General features: G+C 67.3%; 11 protein-coding genes and 2 riboswitches. Of the genes, 2 read left to right on the top strand and 9 right to left on the bottom strand.

Features of this window, described 5'->3' with window-relative positions; all coding sequences use genetic code 11:
• Positions 1–216, bottom strand: a 216-nt coding sequence (locus AC5Y46_RS00005) for a PE family protein (RefSeq protein ID WP_499989733.1), incomplete at its 3' end; no start/stop codon positions are given.
• 61 nt (positions 217–277) lie between these two features.
• Positions 278–1,933: a PPE domain-containing protein gene (locus tag AC5Y46_RS00010; RefSeq protein WP_499944804.1), complete on the bottom strand. Its 1,656-nt coding sequence runs from the start codon at positions 1,931–1,933 to the stop codon at positions 278–280.
• 120 nt (positions 1,934–2,053) lie between these two features.
• Positions 2,054–2,277: riboswitch (cobalamin riboswitch) on the bottom strand.
• 107 nt (positions 2,278–2,384) lie between these two features.
• On the opposite strand from AC5Y46_RS00010, the gene AC5Y46_RS00015 reads away from it, so the two are divergent.
• Together AC5Y46_RS00015 and AC5Y46_RS00020 are read left to right on the top strand one after the other, a co-directional pair.
• Entirely contained in the window at positions 2,385–3,863 is a 1,479-nt protein-coding gene (locus tag AC5Y46_RS00015; protein ID WP_499944805.1) for a cobyric acid synthase, read from the top strand.
• Positions 3,864–3,902: 39 nt separating this feature from the next.
• Positions 3,903–5,672: a DUF3556 domain-containing protein gene (locus AC5Y46_RS00020; RefSeq protein ID WP_499989734.1), complete on the top strand. Its 1,770-nt coding sequence runs from the start codon at positions 3,903–3,905 to the stop codon at positions 5,670–5,672.
• A gap of 69 nt (positions 5,673–5,741) precedes the next feature.
• Here the strand turns inward: AC5Y46_RS00020 and metE are convergent, their stop codons facing one another.
• From metE to AC5Y46_RS00055, 7 genes are all read right to left on the bottom strand, one after another.
• Positions 5,742–8,012 carry a 5-methyltetrahydropteroyltriglutamate--homocysteine S-methyltransferase gene (gene metE / locus AC5Y46_RS00025; RefSeq protein ID WP_499989735.1) on the bottom strand — a complete coding sequence of 757 codons (2,271 nt, stop codon included), beginning with the start codon at positions 8,010–8,012 and terminating at the stop codon, positions 5,742–5,744.
• 147 nt (positions 8,013–8,159) lie between these two features.
• A riboswitch (cobalamin riboswitch) is annotated at positions 8,160–8,407 on the bottom strand.
• A gap of 64 nt (positions 8,408–8,471) precedes the next feature.
• Positions 8,472–9,128 (bottom strand): SDR family oxidoreductase, encoded by a 657-nt coding sequence (locus tag AC5Y46_RS00030; protein ID WP_499944808.1) that lies wholly within the window; start codon positions 9,126–9,128, stop codon positions 8,472–8,474.
• Positions 9,129–9,157: 29 nt separating this feature from the next.
• The gene (locus AC5Y46_RS00035) at positions 9,158–10,420 is read right to left on the bottom strand and encodes a TetR/AcrR family transcriptional regulator (RefSeq protein ID WP_499944809.1); all 1,263 of its coding nucleotides are present in this window, start codon (positions 10,418–10,420) and stop codon (positions 9,158–9,160) included.
• A 156-nt stretch (positions 10,421–10,576) separates the two neighbouring features.
• Entirely contained in the window at positions 10,577–11,224 is a 648-nt protein-coding gene (locus tag AC5Y46_RS00040) for a nitroreductase family protein (RefSeq protein WP_499944810.1), read from the bottom strand.
• A gap of 2 nt (positions 11,225–11,226) precedes the next feature.
• Positions 11,227–12,159, bottom strand: coding sequence for an SDR family NAD(P)-dependent oxidoreductase (locus AC5Y46_RS00045; RefSeq protein ID WP_499944811.1), 933 nt, complete (start codon positions 12,157–12,159; stop codon positions 11,227–11,229).
• Entirely contained in the window at positions 12,156–13,253 is a 1,098-nt protein-coding gene (locus AC5Y46_RS00050; protein WP_499989736.1) for an acyl-CoA dehydrogenase family protein, read from the bottom strand. The genes AC5Y46_RS00045 and AC5Y46_RS00050 overlap by 4 nt, the downstream gene beginning before the upstream one ends.
• Positions 13,250–14,386, bottom strand: coding sequence for an acyl-CoA dehydrogenase family protein (locus AC5Y46_RS00055; protein ID WP_499941372.1), 1,137 nt, complete (start codon positions 14,384–14,386; stop codon positions 13,250–13,252). Before AC5Y46_RS00055 ends, AC5Y46_RS00050 begins: the two co-directional genes overlap by 4 nt.
• Positions 14,387–14,454: the final 68 nt, after the last annotated feature.

Genomic DNA, 14,454 nt, shown 5'->3' on the forward strand with positions numbered 1-14,454 from the left:
CAGCTCTTCGACACCCTGGGCCGCCACCGCGGCGTGCTCCTGCCCCTGCGCACTGAACCCGGCGGCGGTCTGCAGCGACACCGGGTCCGCGGCCGGCGGCACCACCGCGGTGATCAACGGCGCCGCGGCGGCGTGCGCGGCGGCCAGACGCGCCGTCAACGCCTCCACCGCGGCGCTGGCGCCGGCCAATCCCTCGGGAACCACTCGCAACGTCATGACGCCCACCCCTCCGCTCAATTTCTCCAATTATCGGGGGATACATCCCCTTTGCGTGCGCTTACGGCAGTTTGCTTCCGATTCCTTTGTCTGCCTCCCAGATGCTGGGCATCAGCGGGACAGCCGTTCCCTCACCCCCGTGCGTGACCAACCCTACGGCTTCGGCGCCGCGTTTGGGGCCGACGCCGGCAAATCCCAGCGTCCCCGCGCCCTTCTCGGAAACGCCCACGGTGCTGAACGCGTCGTCATCCAAGTCGGCGTACTCGTAACCGCGGCCGAGCATTTCGGCCTTCGAGCGCCGCCGCTTGCGTGCAGGCGCGAACTCCTCCGGCGCGGGGGCGGGCGCCGGGATCTCGGCACTGTCGGGTTCGGCCGCCGGCTTCCGGGCGCGACCGCTGGCCACCCGCTTGGCCGTCGAACCCAGGTCGCCTACCAGGTAGTCGAACGCATTCAGGTGCGCACCCACCCCAGTGCCGGTCGTCGTCGGCGGCGCGGCGGTCGGTGGCGGCGTTCCCGGCGTCGGGGCCGACGCGGTCACCTCGACGGGCGACGGTGCCGGGCTCGGCGTGGAAGGCGAAGGGCTCGCCGCGAGCGCGGCCAGCGCGGGTGCGCCAGGTACACCGGTCACCGGCGGCGCAGGCGCCGCCGCCAGCGCCAGCAGCCCTTTGACGCCGATCGGCGCCAGTACCGCACCGGCGGCCAGCGGCACCAACGGGGTGGTCAGCAACGGCACCAGGGTCAACGTCAGCGCGAGAGTGCTTTCCAGCGTCGTCTTGAGCAATGCGATGGTGTCGGTGATCACCGTGCCGAAGATCTCGACGGTGACGAACATGATGGTGAAGCCGATGGTCAACGGGTTGCCCGAAGCGAACGCGGCAGCGAGATCGAGTGCGACAAAAGAGAACATCTGCGACAGCAGGACCACATAGGTGCCGATGTCCATCGGGTAGCCGATGGCGAACGCGATGTTGAGCGGACTGAAATAGGTCAGCGGATTACCCAGGATGATGAGGTAGGGGTTGAATCCCCCGAACATCTCCTGGAAGAACGGGATGGTGGTCGTCGAATCGATGAACGGCTGAATGACGTTGTCGTAGAACGATGTATATATCTGCCACGCCCACTGCTGGAACTGCTGCAGCGGATCCGCCGCCGCTTCCGCGGTGGCCGGCGCCTCGGATTTCACGACCTGCGGGGCCGGTCCGGAAGGCGGTATGCCTGCCAGCGCCGCGGCGGAGACGGCCTCGTAGGTGCCCATCACGGTCGCGGCTTGGATCCACATCCGCGCGTAGTCGGCTTCGTTGAGCGCGATAGGGATGGTGTTGATGCCGAAGAAATTGGTCGCCGTCAGCACGCCGTGCGCGACGTGGTTGGCAGCCAGTTCGACCAGAGTCGGCATCGTCGCCAGTGCCGACGCATAGGCCGCGACCGCGGCTTCCTGGCGAGCCGCGAACATAGCGGAATCTGCCGAGGCTTGCCGCAGCCACGCGAGATACGGCACGTGAGCGGCTGCGTACGCTGCCGCGGTCGGACCTGCCCAGGCGCCGGCCTGGACACCGCCGAGCAGGGCGGACAACTCGTCGGCGACCTCGGCGTAGGTGACGCTCAGCGAAGTCCATTCGGCCGCGGACGCCTGCAGTGGGCCTGGCCCGGGGCCACTGCTCAGCAGCGCCGAATGCAGTTCCGGCGGCGAAGCCAGCCAGATCGGGGCGGTCATCGACGGTTCCTTTGGTGCGGCGGGATGCCCGCCGCCATCCTCGGAACGTCCAGTCCCGGAACGATTGTGTTCCAGCAAAGACCGTCCGCCCACTCCACGAGGCGCCGGGCGCCGGACACGACGCGTCCGGCGCAGCTGGCAGGTCTTCGGACTCACAGGCACACACCGACTGATCGATGTACCTACTGGCCGTCGCTTCCCAGCCCGGACTGTGGGCCAGTGCGCCTGACGGCGGTCGTTCCTGCATACCGCTGCGGGACAGTCCCGGATTCCCACCGGGTTCCCTCTCGGGGCGAACCTGGATAAGCGTTCGGCCCCTCGACGCCGGCGACGGTCACGATGTCACCAGCAAACCAGTTGCGGGCTCAAGGTTACTCGACACCGCCGCCTTCGGACCAGTCGTCAAGCAGTGGTCAGGAGCACATTCGGTGACAGTGGCATGCTCGTGCTGATGTCAGGTCTGCTGGTGGCGGGTACGACGAGTGACGCCGGAAAAAGCACCGTCACCGCGGGATTGTGCCGCGCGTTGACCCGACGCGGGGTGCGGGTGGCGCCGTTCAAGGCGCAGAACATGTCCAACAACTCGATGGTCTGCACCGGCCCGGACGGTGCGGGTGCGGAGATCGGCCGGGCGCAATGGGTGCAGGCCCTGGCGGCGCGGGTCACGCCCGAGCCGGCGATGAACCCCGTCCTGCTCAAGCCGGGTAGCGATCACCGCAGCCACGTGGTGTTGCTGGGGCAGCCCTGGGGTGCGCTGGAGTCGTCGGACTGGTTGCAAGGACGGCGCGCGCTGGCCGAGGCGGCGCACCGGGCCTTCGACGACCTCGCCGGCCGCTACGACGTCGTCATTGCCGAAGGTGCCGGCAGTCCGGCCGAAATCAACTTGCGCGCAGGCGATTACGTCAACATGGGGTTGGCCCGGCACGCGGGGCTGCCGACCCTCGTGGTCGGCGACATCGACCACGGCGGCGTGTTCGCGGCGTTCCTGGGCACCGTCGCGCTGCTGTCCGCCCAGGACCAGGCGCTGGTCGCGGGGTTCGCGGTGAACAAGTTCCGCGGCGACCTCGACCTGCTGGCGCCGGGGCTGCGGGATCTGGAACGGGTCACCGGGCGCAGGGTGTACGGCACCGTGCCGTGGCATCCCGACCTGTGGCTGGACTCCGAAGACGCACTCGACCTGGCGGGCCGACGCGCGTCGGGTCCGGCGGCGTGCCGCGTGGCCGTCGTGCGACTACCCCGAATCAGCAACTTCACCGACGTGGACGCGCTGGGCCTGGAGCCCGGATTGGATATCGTGTTCGTCTCCGACGGCCGTGCTCTGGGCGATGCGGACCTGATCGTGCTGCCGGGCACCCGCTCGACGGTTGCCGATCTGGCGTGGCTGCGGGACAGGGGCCTGGACCGGGCGGTGTCAGCGCACGCGGCGGCGGGTAAGCCCGTGCTCGGCATCTGCGGCGGTTTCCAGATGCTGGGACGGGTGATCCGCGACCCGGACGGCGTCGAAGGTCCACCGGCAACCGAGGTCGCGGGGCTGGGTCTGCTCGACGTGGAGACCACGTTCGACGCCCGCAAAGTGCTGCGACGGCCGCAAGGCGAGGCGCTGGGCGTGGCCGCGTCCGGATACGAGATTCACCACGGCAGGATCACCCGCGGCGCGGATGTGGCGGAGTTCCTCGGCGGTGCGCGTGACGCACAGGTGTTCGGCACGATGTGGCACGGCGCCCTGGAAGACGACCACCTGCGCGCGGCGTTCCTGCGCGAAGCGCTGGGCCTCGACCCGTCGGGCATGTGCTTTTCGGCCGCCCGCGAGCGCCGTCTCGACCTGCTCGGCGATCTCGTCGAACGCCACCTCGACGTCGACGCCGTCCTCGAACTCGCCCGGCACGGCTGCCCGCCGGGGCTGCCCTTCCTCCCGCCGGGAGCGCCGTGAGGTCCCGCAGCGCTAGAACACGTTCTAATGTGTCAAACCATGGGATTTCTCAAGCCCCAACTTCCGGAAGTCGACTTCGCCGAATGGAGCAAGGGCACCCGTAGCGAGCGGATCCGCCCGATGGCCCGGCACTGGGCCGAGGTCGGCTTCGGCACGCCGGTCGTGCTGCACCTGTTCTATGTGGTCAAGATCCTGCTCTATATCTTGGTCGGCTGGCTGATCGTGTTGAGCACCAAAGGAATTGACGGGTTCACCAATGTCCGCGCCTGGTACGCCGAACCCATCGTCTTCGAGAAGATCGTGCTGTACACGATGCTGTTCGAGGTGGTCGGATTGGGCTGCGGCTTCGGGCCGCTGAACAACCGGTTCTTCCCGCCGCTGGGCTCGATCCTGTACTGGCTGCGGTTCGGCACCATCCGCCTGCCACCGTGGCCGGACCGCGTTCCGCTGACTTTCGGCACCAAACGCAAGCCGCTGGACGTCGCGCTGTACGCGCTGCTGCTGCTGTTGTTGGTCACCGCGTTGTTCACCGACGGCAGCGGACCGATACCGGAGGTGGGCAGCAAGGTCGGGCTGCTGCCGACGTGGCAGATCGTGGCGATCCTGCTGGTGCTGGGCGCGTGCGGGTTGCGCGACAAGGTGATCTTCCTGGCCGCCCGCGGCGAGGTGTACGGGTCGCTGACGGTGACCTTCCTGTTCGGCGGTGTCGACATGATCGTCGCCGCCAAGCTGGTGTTCCTGGTGATCTGGATGGGCGCGGCCACGTCCAAGCTCAACAAGCACTTCCCGTTCGTCATCTCCACGATGATGTCCAACAACCCGCTGATCCGGACCCGTTGGCTCAAGCGGCGCTTCTTCGAGAAGTTTCCCGACGACCTGCGGCCCGGACGTTTGTCGCGCATGTTGGCCCACGCCAGCACGTTCATCGAGATGTTCGTGCCGGTGGCGCTGTTCTTCGCCGAGGGAGGCTGGCAACTCAAAGTCGCCGCCATCGCCATGGGGATCTTCCACTTGGGGATCCTGTCCGCGATCCCGATGGGTGTCCCGCTGGAGTGGAACGTCTTCATGATCTTCGGGGTGCTGACGCTGTTCGTCGGCCATCCGACGCTCGGTCTCGATGATGTCAGACACCCTGTCCTGGTGGCGCTTCTGTTCGCCGTGCTGGTGGGGACCGTGATCGCCGGAAACCTGTTCCCGCGCAAGATCTCCTTCCTGCCGGGGATGCGGTACTACGCCGGGAACTGGGACACCACGTTGTGGTGCATCAAACCTTCGGCGAGCGACAAGATTTCGCGCGGCATCGTCGCGATCGCCAGCATGCCGCAGGCTCAGCTGGAGCGGTTCTACGGCAGTCCGGAGGCCGCGCAGATCCCGATCTACATGGGATATGCGTTCCGCGGCTTCAACACGCACGGCCGCGCGCTGTTCACCTTGGCGCACCGCGCGATGGCCGGGCAGAACGAGGAGGACTACGTCATCACCGACGGGGAACGGATCTGCAGCACCGCGATCGGCTGGAACTTCGGCGACGGCCATATGCACAACGAGCAGCTGATCCAGGCGATGCAGCGACGCTGCCAGTTCGAGCCCGGCGAGGTGCGGGTGGTGCTGCTCGACGCGCAGCCGATCCACCGGCAGACCCAGCGTTATCGGTTATACGACGCTGCCACAGGCGAATTCGAGCGCGGCTACGTCCGGGTCGCCGACATGGTGACCCGCCAGCCCTGGGCCGACGACGTGCCGGTCCAGGTGCTGTTCGAGCCGCCCGAGCCGCGCGAGTCGCCCGAGCCGCGCGAGTCGCCCGAGTAGCGCGAGCAGACGCAGAATCGCATGTTTCGCCCCGGCGGAACGCGATTCTGCGTCTGCTCGCGCAAGGAACTAGAGCCCCGCGCGGACCTGTTTGGCGGCGGCCACCATGTGCTCCAGCGACGCGGTCACCTCGTCCACATTGCGGGTCTTGAGCCCGCAGTCGGGATTGACCCAAAGGCGCCGCGAGGGAACGGCTTTGAGCGCCTCCCGCAACGACTCGGCCAGCTCCGAAGTGCTCGGCACCCGCGGTGAATGGATGTCGTAGACCCCCGGCCCGACGCTGTTGGAGAAGCCGATCGCGTTGAGATCGTCGAGCACCTCCATGTGCGAGCGGGCCGCTTCGATCGAGGTGACGTCGGCGTCCAGGTCGGCGATCGCGCCGATCACTTCGCCGAACTCCGAATAGCACAGGTGGGTGTGAATCTGGGTCGAGTCGGCGACACCGGAGGTGGCCAACCGGAAAGCTCCCACCGCCCACGTCAGATACTCGTCCTGCTCGGCGCGGCGCAACGGCAGCAGCTCCCGCAGCGCCGGCTCGTCGACCTGGATCACCGCGATCCCGGCCGACTGCAGGTCCACCGTCTCGTCCCGAATCGCCAGTGCCACTTGGATTGCGGTGTCGGCCAGCGGCTGGTCGTCACGGACGAACGACCACGCCAGGATGGTCACCGGACCGGTCAGCATCCCCTTCACCGGCTTGTCGGTCAGCGACTGCGCATAGCTGATCCAGTCGACCGTCATCGGCTGCGGCCGGGACACGTCGCCGTAGAGGATAGGCGGACGGACACACCGGCTGCCGTAGGACTGCACCCAGCCGTTCTGGGTGGCGAAAAAGCCGTCCAGTTGCTCGGCGAAGTACTGCACCATGTCGTTGCGCTCGGGCTCCCCGTGTACCAGCACATCGAGCCCGAGTTGCTCCTGCAGCTTGACGACGTCGGCGATCTCGGCCTTCATCCGGCGCTCGTATTCGTCCTGGTCGATCTCGCCGGCGCGCAACGCCGCCCGGGCGACCCTGATCGCCGAAGTCTGCGGGTAGGAGCCGATCGTCGTGGTGGGCAGGGCCGGCAGATGCAGCCGCGCCTCCTGGCTGGCGCGACGCTCGGCCGGGTCACCGCGATGCGCGCCGGAGGCCACGATCGAATCGATCCGGGCCCGGACCTCGGCGTTGTGCAGCCGCGGATCGCGCTTGCGGTCGGCCACCGCGGCGTTGGATGCCGCGATTTCGTCGGCGACCGTCTCGCGCCCGTCGCGCAGCGCGCGGGCCAACACGACCACTTCATCCACTTTCTCGCGGCCGAAAGCCAGCCAGCTGCGCAGGTTCTCGTCCAGCCCGGTCTCCGGTTTGAGCGAGTACGGCACGTGCATGGTCGAGCACGACGTCGAAACCGCCACTGCCGCAGCCGAATTGCGCAAAGTCGTCAACTTGCCCAGCGCCGCTTCCAGGTCGGTGCGCCAGATGTTGCGTCCGTCCACGACACCGGCCACCACCGTCTTGCCGGCCAGATCCGGAACGGCCGCGACCGCTGTGCCCGCACCGGCGACCAGGTCGATACCGATCGCCTCAACCTGGGTGCGGGCCAGGCCCGCCAGGGCGGCACCCGGGTCGCCGAAATAGGTGGCGACATGAATGGCGGGTCGATTGCTTGCCGCGCACAACGCGGTGTAGACGGCCTCGGCCAGCGCGGGTGCGTCGGGGGAGATATCGGTGACCAGGGCGGGCTCGTCGAGTTGGACCCACCGAGCACCGCCGTCGGCGATCAGCGACAGCAGCTCGGTGTAGACCGGCAGCAATTCCTCGAGGCGCTCGATCGGTGCGCCGCCGCCGTCCACGGACTTGGCCAGCAGCAGGAACGTCACCGGCCCGATGACCACGGGACGGGCGGGAATCCCCAGGGCCTGAGCCTCTTTGAGCTCCGAGAGCACCTTGTCGGGGTTCAGCGCGAACCGGGTGGACGGCCCGATCTCGGGAACCAGGTAGTGGTAGTTGGTGTCGAACCACTTCGTCATCTCCAACGGCGAGATCTCGTCATTGCCGCGCGCCGCGGCGAAGTAGCGGTCAAGTTCGTCGGGAACGTCACCTACCCGTGGCGGCAGGGCCCCGAGCAGTACCGCGGTGTCGAGCATCTGGTCGTAGTAGGAGAAGGTATTCACGGGCACCGAGTCCAGGCCGGCTGCGGCCAGGTCCGACCAGGTGTCGCGGCGCAGCGAGGCGGCGACGGACTCCAGGTCGGCTCGGCTGGTACGTCCGGCCCAGTAGCCTTCGGTCGCGCGTTTGAGTTCGCGGCGCGGACCGATGCGGGGGCAGCCGGTGATGGTGGCGGTGAATGGTGTGGCGTTCACGAGCGGGTTCGTCCTTCGATCGACGGAGTGGACACCGCCCGCGGACGCGCAGCCGTCCGTTGGGCGTGTCGGACTGTCGTCAGTCGCATACACCTCAACGGGTGCGGCCAAACGCCCATTCCACGAGGCGATGAACCGCCGGACGCGGCGCGCCCGGCACAGCTGGCAGGTCTTCGGACTCGCAGGCGCGCACCGAGGTGGTGCTCCTAGTGACCGTCGCTTCCCAGCCCCCACGTTCGGGACCAGTGCTTGTCGAAAACGGCGTTCGTTCCTGCATACCGCTGCGGGACAGTCCCGGATTCCCACCGGGTTCCCTCTCGCGGGGCAAAAGTCGCCCCGCTCGATGCCGGCGTCACATGGTGCGACGACAACAGACCAGCTGCACGGTAGATGTTACTAGGCATGTCTGCGCCTCGTGTCGCTGCGCGGTCTCGAGTCGATACAACAGCCCGTAGAGCGTTAGCTCGACTCCCCGGCCGCGGTCAGTGCGTCCGCGATGGGCACATCGCCGTTGTTGAATTCGATGGTGCGGCCGACGGTCGAGTCGTCCGGCAACACGGCCGCCGCCACCAGCGCGACATCTTCGCGGGAAACCGCGCCCTTCGCTTCGCCCACCGCAATCCGGCCGGTCGCCGGGTCCAGCGTGAGCCGGCCCGGCCCCAGCACGGTCCAGTCGAGAGCACTGGCACGTAGGTGTTCATCGGCGGCCGCCTTGGCTTCTGCGTAGGCGAAGAACGAATCATCGGCGGGCACACCGTGATCGGGGCCGGCGCCGAAATACGACACCATCACGAACCGCGGCACGCCGGCCTGGCTGGCCGCATCGATCACCCGGATGGCGGCGTCGCGGTCCACCGCGTAGGTTCGCGCCGGGTCGCCGCCACCGGCCCCGGCCGAGAAGACGACGGCGTCGTGTCCGGACAGCAGGTCGGCCAGCGCGTCGGTGTCGAGACGCTCGATGTCGGCGACGGCAGGCTTCGCGCCGGTCGCAGCGACGTCGTCGGTGTGGTCGGGATTGCGGAATACCGAGGTCACGGCGTCGCCGCGGTCACTCAAGATGCGGGCCAGGTGTAGGGCGACTTTGCCGTGGCCGCCGATCACGATGATGTTCGCCATGATTCGACGCTACAGCTCGGAACGGATCGTCACTTGCCGCGAACGGCGACACCGCGCAGGACGGTGTCGCGGGCCAGGATGAGCGAGGCCCGGGTGCCGATGTCGCGCAGGATGTTCTCCGGAATCCACTGCATGCCGATGACGCAGCGGGCCAGCATCGTGGTCGACGGCGAGTCGATAGCGATCTCGCCGGACCGAGTCCCTTCGGAGAGCAGCGATTTCATCTGACGCAACCGCGTCGTGTACGACCAGCCCGGGTTCACCGCATCCCGGGGCGGGGACTGGCGCATCCAGGCGAGCTGGATCCGGAACTCGTCGGAAAACTGGTCCAGCGCATTGACGTTGACCCAACTCAGCGCGTCCAGCTTCGCCACGGGACTCGCCTGGGCGCGCAGCACGGCGATCCACCCGGCCTCCACCTTCTGGCCGAACGACCGCATGATCGACGCCAGCAGTTCGTCCTTGGACCCGATGACGCGATAGACGGTTCCGGTGCCCAGTCCGGCCGCGGCGGCGATGTCGCGGACGGTGGTGACTTCGTATCCCTTGCGGCCGAACTCCGTTCGTGCGACCGCACGCAGTTGGGCGGCCTTGTCACGGGGGTCGGCTTCGCTGTCGTCGGCCCACGTGTCGATGACGTCGCTGGCCGCGGTGAAAGCCGTCGAGCGGTCCAGCGGACCATCGTCAGGAGGACGAGATGCCAAGCCCTGCAATATTATCCGGCACAGCAGCGCTGCGACCTGATCGGCGGAGGAATTGTGCCGCATGACGTCGAGGCCGACCTGCAGCATGGTCTGGCAGATCCGGTCGGCCAACGTGGGAAGATCGACGTCGGCATTGATGTCGCCGCTCCACCTGGCGGCCCGCAGGGTCTGCAGCATCGCCTCCTGGATCGCGACCGGCCGCTGCCGCGTCAGCTTCATCAGCTCGGGGTCCGCGCTCGGGCCCTCGTAGAACGACATCTGCAGCGCGGCGCGGTGCCGCACAGCGCAGTTGGCGATCGCCTGGCCCAATTCGACGATCTTCCCGGCGGCGGGTCGCGAGTCGGCCTCGTCCAATTTCGTTTGGGCGCTTTGCCCGATGCGTTCCAGGTCGGCCTGATAGCGGCGGATCAATTCGACCAGGATCGCTTCTTTCGATTCGAAATGGTGGTACAGGCTGCCGGGAAGGATCCCTGCCGCATCGGCGATCTCCTGCAACGAAGTTCGCAGTCCGGAGGAGGCGATCAGGGACGCGGCGGTTTCGAGGATCTCGGCGCGGCGGGTACCGGTTTCGATGGCGCTGTCAGTCATGGCCCGCTGAACGGCGCTTCGAACGACCGGGCGGATCGCAGTGCGGAAACCATCGGAAATCCGTCCTCCTGCCGAACCAAATCTTTGTTAGAGGTTATCAGATTGGCTGCGGCAAACGCGCTGCTGAGCGACCTGCTCCGCATCGACGACCCCATCCTAGATGGGTGGGCCGGTCCAGTGGTCCAGCGCGACCACGTGCTCGACGGACGCCCGCGGAGCCGGCCGAAATGTGTGTCCGGCGCGCAGCCGGCCCACGGGCAGCAGGCAGCCCTGGACGTAGTCCGGGGGGATGCCGAGCAGTTCGGCCACGGCGGCCTCGTGATGCAGGTGCAGGGTGGTGATACAGGTGCCGTAGCCGCGGGTGTGCAAGGCCAGCTGAAAGTTCCACACGGCCGGGAAGATCGAGCCGTACAGCGTGGCCAGATGGAACGACTCGTCGCCCTCGATGCGAGGCAAATACGGCTGATAGCAGGGGATGACCAGCACCGGCACCCGCGACATGTTCTCGACCAACCACTCCGTCGACGACATCAACCGGCTCTCCGGGGTGCCGGCCGGCAGGAACCCGGCGAGCAATTGACCGCCTACCCGGCGCAGATACGCCTCGCGGTAGAGCCGCGCGATCTGCTCGCGCAACTGTGGGTCGGTGATCACCAACCATCGCCAGTTCTGTTGATTGGAACCGTTGGCCGCCTGCAGCCCGATCTGCAGACAGTCGCGGATCTCGGCTGGCTCGACCGGCGCGTCCAGATCGAGCGACTTGCGGGCCGACCGGGTGGCGTTCAGCAGGTAGGGGATGTCCATGATCAGCCGGTGCCGACGCCCAGTTGTGCGGCCACGCCGAACACTTCCTCGAAGATCGAGCCGGGCACGGTGAAGGGCTCGGTCGCCGAGATCTCGGACAGATGAGCCAGCACGTCGTCCGCAGTGGGCTCGCTGCCGGATTCGGCGAACCAGCCCTGGCCCAGACCCACAAAGACCCGGGCGAAACGTCCCGCGCAGGCCGAATAGTTGTGGTGGGTGAACCCGCAGTCGCGGCTAGCCAGGAATGCGACGATCGGCACCACCAGCTCGGGCTTGATCGCACTGAGGAAACCGATCTCTTCCAGCACCTTCGGGTCACCGACGGTTTCGGTCACCATGCGCGAAAACCCGAACGGCAGTACGGTATTGGACTGGATGCCGTGTTCGGAGCCCTCGATCGCGATGACGTTAGAAAGCCCCACCAGCCCGGATTTGGCCGCGGCGTAGTGGGCTTCCAGCGGCTGCCCGAACATGCCGGCCGAGGAGGAGACGAACACGAACCGGCCGTACTTCTGCGCTTTCATCAACCGGTAGGCGGGCTGACTCAGATAGAACCCGCCGTCGAGGTGCACGGTGAGCATGCGACGCCAATCGTCGGTGGACAGTTCGTCGAAGGCAACGCTGCCGAAGATGCCGGCGTTGCTCACCACCGCGTCGAGCCGGCCGAAATTCTCTACGGCAGCCGCCACGATCGCCTCGCCGCCTTCGGCGCTGGCCACCGAGTGATGCGAGGCCACCGCTGTTCCGCCGGCCGCCTTGATCTCGGCGACGACCTCGTCGGCGACGGTGGTATCGGAGCCTTCGCCGTGCATGGTTCCGCCGAGGTCGTTGACGACGACGGCGGCGCCCCGGCGAGCCAACTCCAGCGCGTACAAGCGGCCCAGGCCGCGGCCGGCTCCGGTGACGATCGCCACCTGGCCGGTGAAGTCGATCATCTGGCCTCCTTCTTGGATAGGAGCTTCCCGATTTCGGTGAGATAGCGGTCGGGTGCGCCGTTGAACGCGCTCCAACTCAGCAATCTCTTGAGGTAGAGGTGCGCGTCGTGTTCCCAGGTGAAACCGATGCCGCCGAAAACCTGGATTGCGGTGTCACCGACGGTGGCCAACCGCCCGGCGAATGCCTTGGCCCGCAGTGCCGCCGCGTGCCGCTCGGGCGGGCATGCGTCGGCCGCCCACAGAGCGTGGATCACCCCGCTGCGGGCCAACTCGACCGTCTCGTACATGTCGACACACAAGTGCTGCACAGCCTGGAACGACCCGATCGGTTGACCGAATTGCCTTCGCGTCTTGGCGTATTCGACGGCCATGTCCAGCACCGCCTGCGCGGCCCCGAGAGCGTCGGCGGCCATCGCGATGAGTACGTCATCCTCGACTGCGGCGACGGCATAAGGCTCCAGCGTGCCCAGCCGTCGTGCCTCGGCGTCGCGCAATTCGACCCGAAATTGCTTGCGCGTCTGGTCGATACCGCGTTCGGGCGTCACCACGACACCGGGATCGCCGGTGTCGATGGCGAAAACCCCGATGCCGTCGTCGTTTTCGGCCAGGATCAGCAGCACGTCGGCCGCGCCCGCGTCCGGGATGGCCACGGGTGGTGAGCAGACGCAAAAGCCCCCATTTCGGGACGAAATGAGGGGCTTTTGCGTCTGCTCGCGCAAAAAGGCGACGCTGGCAACGGTGGTGCCGTTGGCGATCCCGGTGAGGATCGGCCCGGCAGCGTCACCGCCGAGGCGGTCCAGGAGGCGGGCGGCCGCGACGGCGGTGGACAGCCAGGGGCCGGGGTGCAGCGCGGCGCCGAGTTCTTCGGCGACGATGCCGGCCTCGACCATCCCCAGGCCGGCGCCGCCGTATCGATCGGGCACCAGCAGGCCGGTCGCCCCGAGGCCGGCCAGTCCGCGCCACACCACGTCCGTCAGGCCGGACGGATCGTCGAGCAACGGACGCACGTGCTCCGAAATCGAGGCCCGCTCAGCGAGAAACCGTCGCACCGTGTCGCGCAGGGCGAGCTGCTCTTCGGTCAGTTCCAGGTTCATTTGCGCGGCAGCCCCAGCACTCGCTGTGCGGTGATGTTCTTGTTGATCTGACTGGTGCCTCCGGCGATGGTCAAGGACCGCGACGACAACCGGTAGTCGGCCCAGTGCCCCTGCGTGCCCAGCACGTCGAACGCCAGCGCGGCCAGGTCCTGGCCGATCTCGCCCCACACGGTCTTGGCCAGGCTGGCCGACCCGAGCGGGTCGCCGCCGTGCAACGTCGCCGAAATGGCGCGCTGACACAACACTTCCAGATACTTGATGCGCACACTGAGCTCGCCCAGTCGGCGCAGCACCACCGGGTCCTCAAGCGCGCCGTCCACGGCCGTCAAGTCGGCCACGAGTTCGTCCAGCCGCACGTGCATTTCGGCGTACAACCGTGCGGCCCCGGCACGCTCGTGACTCAACGTGGTGGTGGCGACCTGCCACCCCGCATTGAGCGGACCGAGCAGCGCATCGGCCGGTATCCGCACCTCGTTGAAGAACACCTCGGCGAAATCCGTGTCGCCGTTCAGGGTCGCCAGGGGGCGGGCCTCGATGCCGGGCAGGCTCATGTCCACGATCAGGCAGGAGATGCCCTGGTGTTTCGGGGCTTCCGGGTCGGTTCGGACATACAGTTGGCACCAGTTCGCCTTGTGGCCCAACGAAGTCCAGATTTTCTGCCCGGTGACCACGAAGTGTTCGCCGTCGCGCACCGCCCGAGTGCGTAGTGCGGCCAGATCGGATCCGGCCTCGGGTTCCGACATGCCCTGGCACCAGATGTCGTCGGCGCGCATCATCCGCGGCAGCAGCGTCGTCTTCTGCTCTTCGGTGCCGTACTGCATGATCGCGGGGGCGATGTTGTTCATCCCGATCACGTTCAGCGGCAACGGGGCTCGCTGGCGCGTGGTTTCTTCGGTGTAGACCAGTTGTTCGAGCACCGTGGCACCGCGACCGCCGTATTCGGTGGGCCAGGAGACCGCGCCCCAGCCCGCATCCGCAGCGGTTGCGTCCCACGCGCGCAGCTTCTCGAACACCGCGTCGTCACGGCCCGACGGCCTTCGCGCGGCCCGGAGTTCATCGGTCAGATTGGTCGACAGCCAGGCGCGCAACTCATCGCGGAAGCGCTCCACTTCCACCGGGTATGAGAAGTCCACGTTTGTTATTCGACCTCGGGCAATTGTCTGCGACCAAGCCGCACTCTACGTTGGAACAGATATTTGGT

This window comes from Mycobacterium sp. NGS59 (assembly GCF_059812345.1).

Excerpts from the sequence above, each read along its gene's own strand:
- AC5Y46_RS00020 (WP_499989734.1), top strand. The coding sequence starts at position 3,903 with ATGGGATTTCTCAAGCCCCAACTTCCGGAAGTCGACTTCGCCGAATGG.
- AC5Y46_RS00040 (WP_499944810.1), bottom strand. The coding sequence starts at position 11,224 with ATGGACATCCCCTACCTGCTGAACGCCACCCGGTCGGCCCGCAAGTCG.
- AC5Y46_RS00050 (WP_499989736.1), bottom strand. The coding sequence starts at position 13,253 with ATGAACCTGGAACTGACCGAAGAGCAGCTCGCCCTGCGCGACACGGTG.
- AC5Y46_RS00030 (WP_499944808.1), bottom strand. The coding sequence starts at position 9,128 with ATGGCGAACATCATCGTGATCGGCGGCCACGGCAAAGTCGCCCTACAC.
- AC5Y46_RS00015 (WP_499944805.1), top strand. The coding sequence starts at position 2,385 with ATGTCAGGTCTGCTGGTGGCGGGTACGACGAGTGACGCCGGAAAAAGC.
- AC5Y46_RS00045 (WP_499944811.1), bottom strand. The coding sequence starts at position 12,159 with ATGATCGACTTCACCGGCCAGGTGGCGATCGTCACCGGAGCCGGCCGC.
- AC5Y46_RS00035 (WP_499944809.1), bottom strand. The coding sequence starts at position 10,420 with ATGACTGACAGCGCCATCGAAACCGGTACCCGCCGCGCCGAGATCCTC.
- AC5Y46_RS00010 (WP_499944804.1), bottom strand. The coding sequence starts at position 1,933 with ATGACCGCCCCGATCTGGCTGGCTTCGCCGCCGGAACTGCATTCGGCG.